General features: G+C 61.8%; 16 protein-coding genes. 7 read left to right on the top strand and 9 right to left on the bottom strand.

All coding sequences use genetic code 11. The features are described from left to right. Positions 1–12: 12 nt before the first annotated feature. Positions 13–351, bottom strand: a complete 339-nt coding sequence (locus BLV09_RS34130) for an RT0821/Lpp0805 family surface protein (RefSeq protein ID WP_433994457.1) — start codon at positions 349–351, stop codon at positions 13–15. Positions 352–546: 195 nt separating this feature from the next. Between BLV09_RS34130 and pdxH the strand changes: the two genes are divergently transcribed. Both pdxH and BLV09_RS34120 read left to right on the top strand, forming a co-directional pair. Then, the gene (pdxH, locus tag BLV09_RS34125) at positions 547–1188 is read left to right on the top strand and encodes a pyridoxamine 5'-phosphate oxidase (protein ID WP_146690553.1); all 642 of its coding nucleotides are present in this window, start codon (positions 547–549) and stop codon (positions 1186–1188) included. Positions 1189–1211: 23 nt separating this feature from the next. After that, positions 1212–1964, top strand: a complete 753-nt coding sequence (locus BLV09_RS34120) for an SDR family NAD(P)-dependent oxidoreductase (protein ID WP_100386552.1) — start codon at positions 1212–1214, stop codon at positions 1962–1964. A 75-nt stretch (positions 1965–2039) separates the two neighbouring features. On the opposite strand, the gene BLV09_RS34115 is transcribed toward BLV09_RS34120, so the two are convergent. After that, the gene (locus tag BLV09_RS34115) at positions 2040–2258 is read right to left on the bottom strand and encodes a hypothetical protein (protein WP_100386551.1); all 219 of its coding nucleotides are present in this window, start codon (positions 2256–2258) and stop codon (positions 2040–2042) included. Positions 2259–2419: 161 nt separating this feature from the next. Further along, positions 2420–3400: a magnesium transporter CorA family protein gene (locus BLV09_RS34110; RefSeq protein WP_100387565.1), complete on the bottom strand. Its 981-nt coding sequence runs from the start codon at positions 3398–3400 to the stop codon at positions 2420–2422. 339 nt (positions 3401–3739) lie between these two features. Here BLV09_RS34110 and BLV09_RS34105 point away from each other — a divergent pair, with 339 nt between their 5' ends. Continuing rightward, positions 3740–4417, top strand: coding sequence for a L,D-transpeptidase (locus BLV09_RS34105; RefSeq protein ID WP_100386550.1), 678 nt, complete (start codon positions 3740–3742; stop codon positions 4415–4417). A 54-nt stretch (positions 4418–4471) separates the two neighbouring features. Here the strand turns inward: BLV09_RS34105 and BLV09_RS34100 are convergent, their stop codons facing one another. After that, positions 4472–5518: an extensin family protein gene (locus tag BLV09_RS34100; RefSeq protein WP_146690552.1), complete on the bottom strand. Its 1047-nt coding sequence runs from the start codon at positions 5516–5518 to the stop codon at positions 4472–4474. 55 nt (positions 5519–5573) lie between these two features. Here BLV09_RS34100 and BLV09_RS34095 point away from each other — a divergent pair, with 55 nt between their 5' ends. Together BLV09_RS34095 and BLV09_RS34090 are read left to right on the top strand one after the other, a co-directional pair. Continuing rightward, entirely contained in the window at positions 5574–7202 is a 1629-nt protein-coding gene (locus tag BLV09_RS34095; RefSeq protein WP_146690551.1) for a fatty-acid--CoA ligase, read from the top strand. Between the two features lie 322 nt (positions 7203–7524). Continuing rightward, positions 7525–8379, top strand: coding sequence for a DUF1499 domain-containing protein (locus BLV09_RS34090; protein WP_146690550.1), 855 nt, complete (start codon positions 7525–7527; stop codon positions 8377–8379). Between the two features lie 100 nt (positions 8380–8479). Here the strand turns inward: BLV09_RS34090 and BLV09_RS34085 are convergent, their stop codons facing one another. The 5 genes from BLV09_RS34085 to BLV09_RS34070 all read right to left on the bottom strand — a co-directional run bounded on the left by BLV09_RS34085 (position 8480) and on the right by BLV09_RS34070 (position 13909). Beyond that, on the bottom strand, positions 8480–9403 hold the full coding sequence (locus BLV09_RS34085) for an MBL fold metallo-hydrolase (RefSeq protein WP_146690549.1): 924 nt from the start codon (positions 9401–9403) through the stop codon (positions 8480–8482). A gap of 194 nt (positions 9404–9597) precedes the next feature. Continuing rightward, entirely contained in the window at positions 9598–10812 is a 1215-nt protein-coding gene (locus BLV09_RS34080; protein ID WP_146690548.1) for an acyl-CoA dehydrogenase, read from the bottom strand. A 115-nt stretch (positions 10813–10927) separates the two neighbouring features. Beyond that, a complete protein-coding gene (gene ribB, locus BLV09_RS34075; RefSeq protein WP_100386544.1) occupies positions 10928–12004 on the bottom strand; it encodes a 3,4-dihydroxy-2-butanone-4-phosphate synthase in 1077 nt (358 codons plus the stop codon). Positions 12005–12032: 28 nt separating this feature from the next. Continuing rightward, entirely contained in the window at positions 12033–12185 is a 153-nt protein-coding gene (locus BLV09_RS37600; protein WP_167558977.1) for a hypothetical protein, read from the bottom strand. Next, entirely contained in the window at positions 12182–13909 is a 1728-nt protein-coding gene (locus tag BLV09_RS34070) for a cation:proton antiporter (RefSeq protein WP_146690547.1), read from the bottom strand. Before BLV09_RS34070 ends, BLV09_RS37600 begins: the two co-directional genes overlap by 4 nt. A gap of 54 nt (positions 13910–13963) precedes the next feature. Between BLV09_RS34070 and BLV09_RS34065 the strand changes: the two genes are divergently transcribed. After that, entirely contained in the window at positions 13964–14506 is a 543-nt protein-coding gene (locus BLV09_RS34065) for a DUF3124 domain-containing protein (protein WP_174556624.1), read from the top strand. 61 nt (positions 14507–14567) lie between these two features. After that, on the top strand, positions 14568–15803 hold the full coding sequence (locus BLV09_RS34060; RefSeq protein WP_146690546.1) for a PLP-dependent aminotransferase family protein: 1236 nt from the start codon (positions 14568–14570) through the stop codon (positions 15801–15803). Positions 15804–15844: the final 41 nt, after the last annotated feature.

Below are 15844 nucleotides of genomic sequence, written 5' to 3'. Positions count from 1 at the left end.
GGGATTACGCAATCAACCCTGCTTCCAGGGCTTTAGCGTATGGATCTCCCAGCGGCCCCGACCGGACTGGCAGGCCGCGCCCTGCAGCCAGCTTTCCGAGTGGCCGTTAACGTAACTTGCCAAAAAATCCCGGCAGGTGCGCCCGTCCGAAGAATAGGCCTGGGCCAGCGGCGTCACCGAGCCGCGCGCGCCGGTCTGGGGATTTTCCCAGGGCTGGCTGGAATCCTTATCGCCCTTGGTCAGCACGTCGGAAGCGGCGTTGCGGGCAAAGGCCAGGTCGCTTTCAGTCGGCGCGGGCACCGCGCCGGCCGCCAAGGGGTTGAGCGAACCGGTAACCTCCCGGTCTTCCATTTTGGCAAAGGCATTGCCGGTACGGGACATGCTGCAGCCGCTCGAGCCTACGCCGATTAGAATCAGTGTCATCATGGCGCCCGCCGGCCTGATCGCCGATAGGCCAACGCGCCGCCATGTCCTATATAGGGCTTGCCTATACCGGGGCGATAGCGCGCTCTGGGCCGCGGGCGTACGCAACTGGAATCTCCGGGCATGACGGACACGACCTCCATCAGACACACGACACCGTTAACATCCGGTGATTTCACCGCGGCCGATGAACCGTTCGCGCTGTTCGCCGAGTGGTTCGCCGAGGCCGTGAAGGCCGAGCCGAATGATCCCAACGCGATGTCGCTGGCCACCGTTGATGCCGATGGCCTGCCCGACGTGCGAATGGTGTTGATGAAAGGCTATGACGCCGCAGGTTTTGTGTTCTACAGCCACATCGCCAGCCAGAAAGGCCGCGAACTCGCCACAAATCCTAAGGCTGCTTTACTGTTCCATTGGAAATCGCTGCGCCGTCAGGTGCGCATCCGCGGCAACGTGTCGCCGGTGACGGACGCGGAGGCCGACGCCTATTTTGCGACCCGGCCGAAGCAGGCCCAGATCGGCGCCTGGGCCAGCAAGCAGTCGCAGCCGCTGGAAAGCCGCTTTGCCTTCGAGCAGGCGATCGCCACAATCGCCGCCAAGCACATCATCAGCGACGTGCCGCGCCCGCCGGGCTGGAGCGGCTGGCGCGTCGCGCCGTCGCGATTCGAATTCTGGCACGACCGCCCGTTCCGCCTGCATGACCGCATCGAATTCCGCCGCGATGCGCCGGATCAACCATGGTCCAAGACACGGCTTTACCCGTGACACCGACAGCCTGAAGGACTTCCATGCCGAGTTCCGCTAACGCGCCGCGGCGCACGTTGCTTCTGACCGGGGCCAGCCGCGGCATCGGCCATGCGACCGTGATCCGCTTTTCCAGCGCGGGATGGCGCGTCATCACCTGTTCGCGGCACCCGTTTCCGGAAGAATGTCCATGGGGCGCCGGACCTGAGGATCACGTCCAGGTCGACCTTGCCGACCACGACGACACCACGCGCGCCATCTCGGAAATCCGCCGCCGGCTGGACGGTGGCGAACTTCATGCGCTGGTCAACAACGCCGCGATCTCGCCGAAAGCACCGGGCGGTGGCCGTCTCGGGGCGATCGATACCGACATCGACACCTGGAGCCATGTGTTCCGCGTGAACTTTTTCGCGCCGATCATGATGGCCCGCGGATTGATGGATGAGCTGAAGGCGGCCAAGGGCTCCGTCGTCAACGTCACCTCGATCGCGGGTTCACGCGTGCATCCATTTGCGGGCGCGGCCTATGCAACCTCGAAGGCGGCGCTGGCCTCACTCACTCGCGAAATGGCGTCCGAGTTCGGCCGCATCGGCGTTCGCGTCAATTCGATCGCGCCCGGCGAGATCGACACTGCGATCCTGTCGCCCGGCACCGAGAAAATTGTCGATCAGCAAATTCCGATGCACCGGCTCGGGACACCGGATGAAGTCGCAAAGATCATCTATGTGCTGTGCACGGAAACATCATCCTACGTGAACGGCGCCGAGATCCACATCAACGGCGGCCAGCACGTTTAAGGCTTTGTCATCCATGCATGGACATAGCTGCGCCAATCGCAGGGAATGCAGCCCTTGCGAGCAAAAGATGCGCGATCAATCCGCGTAAAACCGGCGCGGTTCCGCGCAAAGGACCGACGCCTCCTTGTTGAAGGCACTGGAACAGTCGTCTTCGCTTTCACCTTCCAACAGCGCCGCACCGCAATGCCGGCAGTTCCGCGCCACCATCGCGCGCGCCTTGCCGGCTGCGTTACGACCCTGATAGCGCGAGAAGTCGACGACGTTGGGTCCGGGCGTTATGACTTTTTCAACCATTGCTATCCTCGCGGCGTGAGGCAGCGTTATCGCAGAAACATTTCGCTCAAACGTTCAGTGCAACGCTCAAATTTTAGCAGAGAAATTGAGGCAGGTACGGCAGGATTCTTGCCCAATACCACCTTGCCAGGGAACCAGTTGCAGCCGCGCCCCGCCAGCTCCTACAGCCACTTCTTCCACTTGAAAACAAGGTAGGGCAGCACGGCCGCGAGCACCATCATGACAAGCGCCAACGGATAGCCGTGGGTCCATTCCAGTTCCGGCATGATCTTGAAATTCATGCCGTAGATCGAGGCGATCAGCGTCGGCGGCATCAACACCACCGCCATCACCGAAAACAGCTTGATGATGTTGTTCTGCTCGAGATTAACCACGCCAAGCATCGCATCCAGCACGAAGGTGATCTTGTTGGAGAGATAAGAGGCGTGATCGGTCAGCGAGATCACGTCGCGCTGCATGGTCTTCAGTTGCTCGCGCATGTCCTTGGACCATTTGGCGCCCTCGACGGCGGCAGTGACGAACGTCACCACCCGGCCGACCGAGACCAGACTTTCGCGTACTTTGGAGGTCAGATCGCCCTTGCGGCCGATCGCGATCAGGATGTCGGAATAGCGCTTGGCATGCCCGGTGCGCCCACCGCCGTCGGGCTCGAAAATATCATGACTGATGGTATCCATGTCGCCGCCGGCGCGCTCCAGAATATCGGCGTTGCGATCGATCACCGCATCGAGCAGTTCCATCAGCACCATTTCGCCAGTGATGCCCTGCGGACAGGATCGCGCCAGCTTGTTCTCCACCAGCATGAACGGCTTCGGCGCGTCGTAACGCACCGTCACCAGGCGATGACCCGCAAGAATGAAAGTCACCGCCGTCGTGCGCGGATTCTCGCTGTCCGACGAGCACATCAGGGTTGCCGTCATGTAGCGTGCGCCATTCTCGATATAGAGCCGGCTGGAAATCTCGATTTCCTGCATGTCTTCCCGGGTCGGCACCGCGATGCCGGCCAGCCGTTCCACGGCGTGATCCTCTTCCGGACTAGGCTTGACGAGATCGATCCAGACCGCGGCTTCGGGCAACGCCGCGAGATCGACCGAAGCGACTTTCTTGAGCGAGGCTTCGGAAGGAATGAACACCGAGAGCATGCAGCAGGACTCCAGAGCTGAGCGCGTGGCCACCCAAACAGGACTTCGCTCGATTCTGGCAAGCGCTTCATGAGCGGGGCATGAACCACCGATCGCATTTACGGCAACCGGGTAGCGAGACCGTGACAATGATTCGCCCCGCTGCGCATTCTGCCCGAAAATACGCCAGAAACCGCAAAATATGCGGCAAAAAAGACACAGAGTGTATCCCGCATTGCGGGACCGGGCATCTAGTTCTGGAATTGTGGCCAATTTTGACGATAATGAGATCAATGGAATCGTGGCGTTCAGAGCGCAATTTTGACGCTACGAACGCGAGACTTTCGATCGGAAATGCACATGTCGTCGCTCAAGGTAACGTTTGGGATTATGGCCGCCGGCCTGATGTTGTCGGGCTGCATGCAGGCCACGACCTATGAGGCGACCAACACGGCCGCTTTCAAACCGCACGACAAGGAACTGCTGGCGAAGATTCGCTACACCAACGTTCCGGTTGCCGAGCCATTCCGCCGCGCCATTGTCGACTATCATCGCAAGGAAGCGCCCGGCTCGATCCTGGTCGATTCCGACAATCATTATCTCTATTACGTGCTCGATAACGGCAAGGCGATCCGCTACGGCATCACCGTTGGCGAGGAAGCGATGGCATGGTCGGGCATCGCCAAGGTCGGCAGCATGACCGAATGGCCGGCCTGGCATCCGACCAAGGGCGAAATCGAGCGGCTCGGCGTTCCCACATTCGTGGCGCCGGGACCAGACAATCCGATGGGCTCACGCGCGATGTATCTCTATGCGGGCGGCAAGGACACGCTGTTCCGCATTCACGGCACCAACCAGCCGGAATATATCGGCGCTTCGATCTCTTCCGGTTGCATCCGGATGACCAACGAGGACGCGATCGACCTGTATAACCGGGTGAAGGTCGGAACCGTGGTGGTGGTGCTTGAGCCGCACCATGGCGATTCGCCGTACAATTCGCAGATGGCGCTCCAGGGCGGCGGCAACACCGTTCAGTAACCGATCGCATCAGTTCGATCCGACAACATCAAGCGCCGGTTTACCGGCGCTTTTTTATTGGCGGTGATTTTGCCTGCCTGGCTTGGCCGGCCTCGGCGTATCCGGTTTAACGCCAACTGATTCCGTCTCGTCGGGTTTTTCGGCAATCTTGCGCGGCGGCGCATCGTCGGGCCGCGCAGCCGGCAGCAGCGGCGCAATCTGCGGCATGGGCTCCCACACGTCCCACTCGCAGATCTTGTAATTGTTGTGCCGCTCCATCAAATCGAGATGGATGTGATCCTCATGGTAGCCGTCCGAGCCCGGCCCCAGCACCGTCGAAAACCGCGTACACACCGAATGCAGCACATTCTCTCGCAACTCGCGCGGCACCGTGCGGTCGGTCAGTGAAATCGACTGGCCGTTGGCGAGCCCAAACGCGCGGACGTCGAGCGCATTGGCACGGCCATGTTCGGATAGTTTGGCGCCGACGATGCGGTTACGGCCGCGACACTCGAATGAATCGAAATTGTCGAGACTGCTGATCGTCGTGCCCAAGGGGGCCGTCAGCGGTGCGATGTCGGTCCGGATCCAGTCCGCAATCGCCGACGCCATCGCGCAGCGCAGGGTCGCGGCGGGCTTCACGGCCACCTGCCGCCTATCCGGCAGCACTACGGCCTCCAGCCGCACCAGGCCCTCGCCGCCGCATCCGCCGGGGCCATGGATGTCGGGAATGCTGGGAGCAATGGCCACTGCGTCGGTCAGCGCCAACCGGCAGGCCGAAAGCGCCGGCGCGGGCGTCGCCTGTCTGGCTGGCTCCTCAGTCGAAGGGGGCGCCTGCTTTTCAGCCGCGGTCCCCTCCGCCGGCCCGGTCGCCGGCGCCTCGGCGGGACGCGCCTTCGGCAGCGGCACCGATCTGGGCGGCCTGGCGCGGCGCGGCTTCGGCCTGTTCTCCCCGAACAGGCCGATCCACGGCGCCAATCCGGACTTCCGTGCCGCCACAGCCGGTCCGGACGGCGCGAAAACCGCCAGCAGCACCGCCGCGACGGTAACCATTGCCACTTCGCCGCGGCCAAACGCATTACAAGGCCATTTGCGGGCTGCTTTCTCCGCGCTAAAGTTCATGTCAATTCCGTGAAGAGCCGCGGTAAGCGATAACACAATCTGGAGGAACGTTCGTATGCGTGGATTGATGCAAGATTGGCCTTTGCTGTGTCACCGCATTATCGAGCATGCCGCGCTGTATCACGGAACCCAGGAGGTCGTGACGCGATCGGTCGAGGGCCCCATTCATCGCACCAATTACGCCGAAATTCGCGATCGCGCCCTGAAGGTCTCGCAGCGTCTCGATCGCGACGGCATCAAGCTCGGCGACCGCGTCGCCACCATCGCATGGAACACCTGGCGCCATCTCGAAGCCTGGTACGGCATCATGGGCATCGGCGCGATCTGCCACACCGTCAATCCGCGGCTGTTTCCCGAACAGATTGCCTGGATCATCAACCATGCCGAGGACCGCGTGGTGATGACCGACATCACCTTCGTGCCGGTCCTGGAAAAAATCGCCGACAAATTGCCGAGCGTGGAACGCTATGTCGTATTCACCGACAAGGCGCATATGCCGCAAACCACGCTGAAGAACGCCGTCGCCTATGAGGACTGGATCGCCGAGGCGGATGGAGACTTCGCGTGGAAGACCTTCGACGAAAATACCGCGGCCGCGATGTGCTACACCTCGGGCACCACGGGCGATCCCAAGGGCGTGCTGTATTCGCACCGCTCCAACGTCCTGCACGCGCTGATGGCCAACAGCATCGATGCGCTGGGGACCTCCGCCAGCGACACCATGCTGCCGGTCGTGCCGCTGTTCCACGCCAATAGCTGGGGCATCGCCTTCTCTGCGCCCTCGATGGGCACTAAGCTCGTCATGCCCGGCCCGAAGCTCGACGGCGCCTCGGTCTATGAGTTGCTGGATACCGAGAAAGTCACCTACACCGCGGGCGTGCCGACGGTCTGGCTGATGCTGCTCAATCACATGGCCGCGCATAATCTGAAGCTGCCTCACCTCAGAATGGTGGTTTGCGGCGGCTCGGCGATGCCGCGCTCGATGATCAAGTCATTCCTCGACATGGGTGTGAAGGTGCGCCACGCCTGGGGCATGACCGAGATGAGCCCGCTCGGTACGCTGGCTACGCTGAAGCCGCCCTTCACTGAGCGCACCGGCGAAGAACGGCTCGATATCCTGCAGACCCAAGGCTATCCGCCGTTCGGGGTGCAGATGAAGATCACCGACGATGCCGGCGAGAAACTGCCATGGGATGGCAAGACGTTCGGCCGGCTGAAGGTCAGCGGCCCCGCGATATCGAAGGCTTATTTCCGGGTCGACAGCAGCATTCTCGACGAGGAAGGCTATTTCGACACCGGCGACGTCGCGACCATGGACCAACATGGCTACATGCGGATCACCGATCGCTCCAAGGATGTGATCAAATCCGGCGGCGAATGGATTTCGTCGATCGACCTGGAAAATCTCGCGGTCGGACATCCCGCGGTCGCGGAAGCCGCCGTGATCGGCATCCATCATCCGAAATGGGACGAGCGCCCGCTCCTGATCGTGCAGCTCAAGCAGGGCCAGCAAGCGACCCGCGAGGACATCCTGAAATACATGGATGGCAAGATCGCCAAATGGTGGATGCCCGATGACGTCGCCTTCGTCGAGGCCATTCCGCATACCGCGACGGGAAAGATCCTGAAAACGGCGCTGCGCGATCAGTTCAAGGCCTATAGCTTCCCGAACGCCGCCGCGTAGAAATTAGTTAGCTGCGCAGTGGATCAAGAGGTCTGGATAGCCGGGAGCGCAGGCAAGTATACCCGGCCTGCGCGGGCTCGATTACCGGGCCCGGCCGCGGCGGACCCGGGCTGATAGGCGCGAAAGTCCCTTGAATTCGCCGCAACCCCGTGGTCTCAACGGGCTGGATCATGATCTGATGAGATGAAATCCGATCATGATCTCATCTCCTTGTTCGAGCATGATCTTTTCGGAAAACCGGTTTCCACTTTTCCGGATCATGCTCTAGTTTCCAGCCCGGCATATTTTATCCGGCAAGGTTCCAACCCGGCAGAATCAAACGATGGCCCGCAGGTTTTCCGCTCCCTATCAGACGGAGCCCGTGTCCCGCCTCGCCTCCTGGGCGCGCAATCTTGCGGTATTTTCGGTGGTCGCGGTGGTGGTTTCGATCCTGATCGTCCGCTTCGGCTTCCTCGAAATCAAACCCGCGCTGGCGACGTTTTTCGGCGCGCTGGCCTGCTCCGGTCTTTCCATCCTGGTCGGCTTCGCCGCCTTTGCCGCGATCTGGCAGAATGGTTCGCGCGGCATGAGCCTCATCCTGCTGGCGCTTCTGATCGACGCCGTGGTGCTCGCCTACCCGGGCTATCTTGCCTATCAATATCGCAAGCTTCCGCCGATCCACGACATCACCACCGATCCGATCGATCCGCCGCGCTTCGACGCGCTGGCCCGGCTTCGCACCGGCGACGGCGCCAATACGGCCGTCTATGCCGGGCTGTACTCCGCCGAGTTGCAGCGGCAGGCCTATCCCGACATCGAGCCGGTGGACCTCGAAACCCCGGCACAGCGGGCCTATCAGATCACGCTGCAACTGGTGAACCGGCGCAAATGGCTGGTGATCGACGAACGGGCTCCGCAGCCGCCGCGAATGATCGGCCACATCGAGGCGGTGGCGCGGACCCCGATCATGGGTTTTCGCGAGGATGTATCGATCCGCGTCGCGCCCGATGGCGAGGATTCCCGCGTCGATATCCGGTCGTCCTCGCGCTATTTCGAGAGCGACCTCGGCAGCAATGCCGCACGGATCAGCAGGCTGATCGACGACCTCAATAGCGCCGTCGACAACGCCAACCTCAAGCCGGTGGTGAAGAAGCCGCAGTTGCCGGTCAAGCTTCCGGCCAAGACGGTGAAGAAGTAGCGGTTGTCATTCCGGGGCGTGCATCAGCGCGAACCCGAAATCTCGTGCCACAATTCTCCAGATTCCGGGTTCGATGCTCCGCATCGCCCCGGAATGACAACTAGGGGCTAGCCAGCCGATAGGTTCCGCCGATCACGGGATCGCCATCGGTCGCGACCATTCCGCGCGCGACCAGATCTTCCAGATGCGCCAGCACGGAGTAGCCGGCAGCTCCGGTCAGCCGCGGATCGATACCGATATAAATCGCGCGCACCATGGATGGGATGTCCGCCTCGCCTTTGGCGAGGCGATGCAGGATCGAGGCTTCGCGCGCCTGCCGATGCCGGATCAGGAAGCGCACATAGCGCGGCCCTTCCGGGATTTCCGGTCCGTGGCCGGAGAAATACAGCTCCTCGTCGCGCAGGGCCAACCGTTCGAGCGATGCCATGTAATCGATCATCGATCCGTCCGGCGGCGCCACGATCGAGGTCGACCAGCCCATGACGTGATCGCCGACGAAATTGATTTTCCGTTCAGGCCACGCAAACGCCAGATGGTTGGCGGTGTGCCCGGGCGTCGCCACCGCCTGCAACGCCCAGCCGTCGCCCTCGACGGTTTCACCGTCGCGCAGCCGGACATCGGGATTGAACTCGCGGTCGGCGCCGGATTCCGGATTGTGCTTCTCGCTCTCATAGCGCGGCCGCGAGGCCCGGTGCGGGCCCTCGGCATAGACAGTGGCGCCGGTCGCGGCCTTGAGCCGCGCGGTGTTCGGCGAATGATCGCGGTGGGTATGGGTGACAAAAATATGCGTGACGGTTTCGCCGCGCACCGCATCCAGCAGCGCCGCGGCGTGGGCCTCGTCGGCGGGGCCGGGATCGATGATCGCCACCTTGCCCTTGCCCACGATGTAACTCACCGTGCCCGTGAAGGTGAACGGGCTCGGATTGTTGCAGAGAATCCGCCGCACGCCGGGACAGACTTCATCCACCACGCCGGGCTTCAGCGGAAAATCGCGGTTGAACGGGACGTCGTCATTATCGGCCATGGAGGATTCCCTACTCAAACTACGTTGCGCGGATGCGAGAAGCACTCACAACCGTCATACCCCGCGCAAGCGGGGTATCCAGTAGTCGCAGACGTTCGAGATAAAAACGAGGCGCCGCGGAGCACTGGATCGTCCGCTTTCGCGGACGATGACAGCAGAATTCTTGGCCACGCCGGAGTCCTGACAACACCGCCTTATGAAAACGCCTGGATGCCGGTGATGGCGCGGCCGAGGATCAGCGCGTGAACGTCGTGCGTGCCTTCATAGGTATTCACGGTTTCCAGGTTCGCGGTGTGGCGCATGACATGGTATTCGATCTGAATGCCGTTGCCGCCATGCATATCGCGGGACATGCGCGCGATATCGAGCGCCTTGCCGCAATTGTTGCGCTTGACGATCGAGATCATCTCCGGCGCCATCTTGCCTTCATCCATCAGCCGGCCGACGCGCAAGGAGGCCTGCAGGCCCAGCGCAATCTCGGTCTGCATGTCGGCAAGCTTCTTCTGAACCAGTTGCGTCGCCGCCAACGGGCGATTGAACTGCTTGCGATCAAGGGTGTATTGCCGCGCGCGGTGCATGCAGTCTTCGGCCGCGCCCATGGCGCCCCAGGAGATACCGTAGCGCGCGCGGTTGAGGCAGCCGAACGGCCCCTTCAGACCGGATACGTTGGGCAACAGCGCGCTCTCCGGCACTTCCACGCCTTCCATCACGATCTCGCCGGTGACCGAGGCGCGCAGTGAGAGCTTGCCGCCGATCTTGGGCGCCGAGAGGCCCTTCATACCCTTTTCGAGAATGAAGCCGCGGATCTGGTTGTCATGCGCGGCCGATTTCGCCCACACCACGAACACGTCGGCGATCGGCGCATTGGAAATCCACATCTTGGAACCGGTCAGCCGGTAGCCGTCGGAGGTCTTCTCGGCGCGTGTCTTCATGCCGCCGGGATCGGAACCGGCATCCGGCTCGGTCAAGCCGAAGCAGCCGACCCATTCTCCGGTGGCGAGCTTGGGCAGATATTTCTTGCGCTGGTTCTCGTCGCCATAGGCATAGATCGGGTGCATGACCAGCGACGACTGCACCGAATTCATCGAGCGATAGCCGGAATCGACGCGTTCGATCTCGCGCGCGACCAGGCCATAGGCGACGTAGCTCGCGTTGGCGCAGCCATATTCTTCCGGCAGCGTAATGCCGATCAGGCCAAGCTCGCCCATTTCGTTAAAAATCTCGCGATCGGTCTTTTCTTCGAGATAGGCCTTGGTGACGCGCGGCAGCAGCTTGTCCTGCGCATAGGCGCGCGCGGTGTCGCGGATCATGCGCTCATCCTCGGTGAGCTGCTCGTCGAGCAGGAATGGATCATCCCACTGAAAACCCGCCGCGGTCGGCTTGTCCTTGGTCTGAGGGCGCACGCTCATAACAATTCCTTTCGCGTCAGTCCTTATGGATCAACTTGCTAAATTAATGCGCTACGAACGGAAGCGCAATTGCGGGATGCCGAATCTGGCTCGGGCGATCCCGGAATGGCACGATCTAACCGTCGAGACGTTCGTTGGAGACGATCTCAATACCGAAGCCGGACAATCCCTTGTAGTCATGCACCGACGACGTCAGATTGACGATCGAGGTGACGCCGAGGTCGCGAAGAATCTGCGCGCCGACGCCAACCTCGCGCCATTGCCGGTTGCGATCGGCTTCGGCCGATTGCGATTGACCGACCGGCTCGACCGGAACACCGGCGGCGCCATCGCGCAAATAGACCAGCACGCCGCGGCCGGCCTTCTTGAAATGCTGGAGGATGACCTGCATGCGGGCCTGGCCGGTGAAGAGATCCTTGACGATGTTCGGCTTGTGCAGCCGGGTCAGGACATTCTTGCCATCGCCGATGCCGTTATAAACAAAAGCCGCATGCGCGATCTCGTCAAACGGCGATCGATAGGCGTAGCCTTGCAGCGGACCGATCGGGCTCTCCGTCGTAAAGGTCGCGACCCGCTCGATCAGCTTCTCGCGCGCCTGACGATACGCGATCATGTCAGCGATGGTGACATGCTTGAGTCTATGGTCAGCGGCGAACCGCGCCACCTGCTCGCCCTTCATCACGGTGCCGTCGTCGTTCATCAATTCGCTGATGACGCCGACCGGCGGCAGGCCGCTGAGCTTGCAGAGATCGACCGCGGCCTCGGTGTGGCCCGAGCGAAGCAGCACGCCGCCATCGCGCGCGATCAGCGGGAAGATATGGCCGGGACGGGCAAAGTCGTTGGCGCCGGCATTGGGGTTGGCCAGCGCGCGGCAGCAGGAAGCGCGTTCCTCCGCCGAGATGCCGGTGCCGTTATCGGGCTTGTAGTCGATCGACACGGTGAAGGCGGTGGTGTGATTGGACTCATTATGCGCGACCATCGGATCAAGCCGCAGCCGCCGCGCATCGTCCGTGGTGATCGGGGCGCAGACGATGCCGGAGGTATGGCGGATGATGAACGCCATTTTCTCGGCGGTGCACAGCGACGCCGCGATAATCAGATCGCCCTCACCCTCGCGATCGTCGTCATCGGTCACGACAACGAGTTCGCCGCGGGCGAAGGCATTCAAAACTTCCTGGATCGGATCGGCCATTGAGGATCTCTGCTTTATCGGGGCAGCATTAGCCGGACTCGCCAGCCCGCGCCAGCACGATTACGCAGGGCAGAATATCGCCCATGGGACATCGCGTGATGTAAACGCCCGCCATTGCGCGATCAAGCCCGCAAGTAACGATCGCCGCCGCAGCGGAAGGTGGTGGCAAAAGCCAACTCACGGCAGCACCTCCTTTCGTTCGCTCAATTGCGCGTCCATCTCGGCTCGCATGTTTTGCAACAGCCCTTTGTCGGCGGCCTCAATGACCATGAAAAGCTCGTGGGCGTCGCTGACCCGCGGTACCGTCACATAGTCGGCGCCCGCGGCATAGAGGTCTGCGACATTCGCCAGCAGATCGGCTGTCGCAACAATCTTGGCGACCGCGTTCAGCGTGCGAACGTGGCGGACCAGCTTTTCGTTGTCGGCGCCCTTGAGCAGGGCATCCGGCACGCTCAGGATAATGACTTCGGCGTTGCCAATGCCGGCATGCACCAGGGTATCGAGATTACTGATATCTCCATAGATAACATGCACGCCGCGGTCTGCCAGGTTTCGAAACGCATCGGGGTTGAAATCGACGACGCTGATCTGGTCAAGCAAGGATGCATTCTGGCGCTCGATCTCGCTCAACAAGGCGCTGGCGGCGCGGAAAAACCCCAGAATGACGATCCGCCGCGCTTCGCCATGACCGCCTTCGTGCCCTGGCTCGCCGGAATGGACATGGTCGAGGTCGCGAAGGCCGATCCGCTTCAGCGGGCCGATGGCCAGCCGCGTGATCTGGTCGCTGCGCACCATTACAAACGTGCTCAGCACCGCCAGGATCACAAAGGCAAATGAGACCGCGTTGGCGGTCGGGGCCTGGATATGTTTCGCGGCCACGCCGGTCTGGATCACCACCAGCGAGAATTCGCTGATCTGCGCCAGATTAAGCGCCGGCAACAGGCTGGCGCGCAACCCCTGCTTCATCAGGTAAAGCGGCGTAAACGTCGTTATCACGCGGCTGACCACGGTGAAGGCGGCGATAATCAGCGCAAGCCCGATCACCGGCAGATTGGGGATCGGGATCGTCATGCCCAATGCGACAAAAAACAGCGTGATAAAGAAGTCCCGCAACGTCGTGACCTTGGCCGTGACGTCGAGCGCATAGGGAAACGTCGAGAGCGAAACCCCGGCGACCAGCGATCCCATTTCGCGCGACAGATGCAGCTTTTCGGCGATTTCCCCGATCAAAAAGCACCAGGCCAGCGCGCCGAGCAGCACAAGCTCGGGCCGGCGCGCGATCTGGTGGAACAGCCGCGGCAAAACATAGCGGCTCAGCATCAGCGCCGTCGCCATCAATATTCCGACACGGCCGATCGACAATAAAATCACGCTGACTTGAAGGTTGCCGAGGCTCGGTTGAACGGCCAGGAACAGGATCGCGAAAATATCCTGCAAGACCAGCACGCCGAGCGTGACGCGGCCGGGAAGCGTATCGAGTTCGCGTTTCTCGTAAAGCACCTTGACGATGATGACCGTGCTGCTCAGCGCACAGGCGACGCAGAGATAGACCGCGTCGAAACGGCCGCCTCCCATCGAGAGCCCGATCCCTGCGAAAAACAGGACACCAAGCACGCAGCCGCCCACGAGCTGTCCGCCGGCGGCGAAAAGGATCACCCGGCCGGCGCGCACGATCTTCTTCAGATCGATTTCCAGCCCGATCATGAACAGCATGAAAATCAGGCCCAGTTCGGAGATAATGCGGATGGATTCCTGGGACTCGACCCACCCCATCCCGAATGGACCAATGAAAAACCCGGCGATAAGATAAGCCAGGATGAGAGGCTGCCGGAAAAAATGGGCCAGAAGCCCCAGCAGCCACGCAAACAGGATGCACAGAGTGATATCGCCGATAAGTTCATGCATGACCGAGGCCCCCTGTTTCAGCCTAAAGGCGCGGTCGTGACGGTAAAACGGGCAATGTGTCACATCCTGACAAGGGGCCTTTTTCTGGCGATTCTCGGAGGCCTGGCGCCGATACTTGCGCCGCCCGCGAGCGCACAGACCGCCGCCGGCATCGAACAGGCTTTTGCCGGTTCTCTGACCACGATGCCGTCGGAAAATCTCGACGTATCCGGTGCGTTCTATGTTCCGGTTTACTCGAGCGTCTCGATGAGCCAGGGTAAATTGCGTGCTGATTTCTCGGTTACCCTGAGCGTTCATAATGCCTCGGAAACGCGCCCACTGGTTTTGAAGCGGATCGCCTATTTCGACACCGGCGGAAAATTGGTGGAGAGCTATCTCAAGGCGCCGGTAGCGCTGAAACCCTTCTCGACGATTGAAGTCTTCGTGGGCGCGGTGGACGTCCGTGGCGGCACCGGGGCCAACTTTGCGGTGGACTGGGCAGCCACCGGCGAGATCGCCGAACCCGTGGTCGAGGCGCTGATGATCGGCAGCCTGGGTAGCGGGCACTACGCCTTTATCAGCCAGGGCCGGCCCCTGAAGATGGTCGGAAAGAACTAGCCTGCACCGAAGCCACGATCAGCGGCTTCGCAACGAGAAAATAATAAGGGAGACAGCGTTTATGACCTCGGCAACTTTCGACTTCGCCCCCCTGCTTCCAGCCGGACTACCCGCCCCCGCCGCAAAATGGACAGGGCTGGCGAAATACAGCTTCATCGGCGGCAACAACGATGCCGACCAGGTCCCGGTCGAGGGCCTGATCGACGCGGTCAACGCCGTTCTCAAGCGCGAGGGCAAGACGCTCGCCACCTACGGGCTGGCCAGCGGTCCGCAGGGCTATCGGCCGCTGCGCGAATTCATCTCGGCCAAGCTCAAGCGCGACGCCGGCATCAACTGCACGGCCGACGACATCCTGATCGTCTCCGGCTCGCTGCAGGCGCTCGACCTTGTCAACCAGTCGCTGTTGACGCGTGGCGACACGGTCATCATCGAGCAGGAAACCTATCAGGGCTCGCTGAACCGGCTGACCCGGCTCGGCGTCAACGTGGTCGGCATTCCCCTGGACCAGGACGGCATGCGGATGGACGCGCTGGCGTCCGTGCTTGCCGACCTCAAGCGCCGCAGCGTCACGCCGAAATACATCTACACCATCCCGACCGTGCAGAACCCGACCGGAACCATCCTGCCCGAGGTGCGCCGCGCCGAACTGCTCAGGCTTTCGCAGGAATATGGCGTGCCGGTTTTCGAGGATGATTGCTACGCCGACCTGATCTGGGACGGAAAGCGGCCGCCGGCGATCCATGCGATGAGCAAGACCGGTGGGGTGATCCATATCGGCTCGTTCTCCAAATCGATCGCGCCGGCGCTGCGGGTCGGCTATATCGTGGCGCCCTGGCAAATGCTGTCGCGGATGCTGGCGCTGAAGACCGACGCCGGTTCCGGCGCGCTGGAGCAGATGGTGCTCGCGGAATACTGCGCGCCGCATTTCGCGTCCCACGTGCCGAAGCTGACACGCGGATTGCGCGCCAAGCTCGATACGCTGATGGAAGCGCTCAATGAGCAATTCGGCACGGCGGCGGAATTTTGCGATCCCAAGGGCGGCATCTTCCTGTGGGTAAAACTGCCTGACAATGTCGATACGCTGAAACTCTATCAGGCCGCGCTCGCCGCGGGCGTCGCCATCAATCCCGGGCCGGAATGGTCGACCGACAAGGCCTATGCCGGCAGCCGGCTGCGGCTCTGCTTTGCCAGTCCGTCACATGAGCAGATCCGCGAAGGCGTCGCCGTATTGGCCGACGTTTGCCGTCGCGAATTCGGTGTGCCGGCCAGAAGCGCAAATGTGGAGAAGCGGGCGTAAGCCCGGGATCGCCGATCATCGCGTACAACGGAACTACCCTG

Source organism: Bradyrhizobium canariense (assembly GCF_900105125.1).
GTDB lineage: Bacteria > Pseudomonadota > Alphaproteobacteria > Rhizobiales > Xanthobacteraceae > Bradyrhizobium > Bradyrhizobium canariense_A.
Note: the sequence above shows the minus strand (reverse complement) of the source record. Positions and strands in the feature narration are given on the sequence as shown.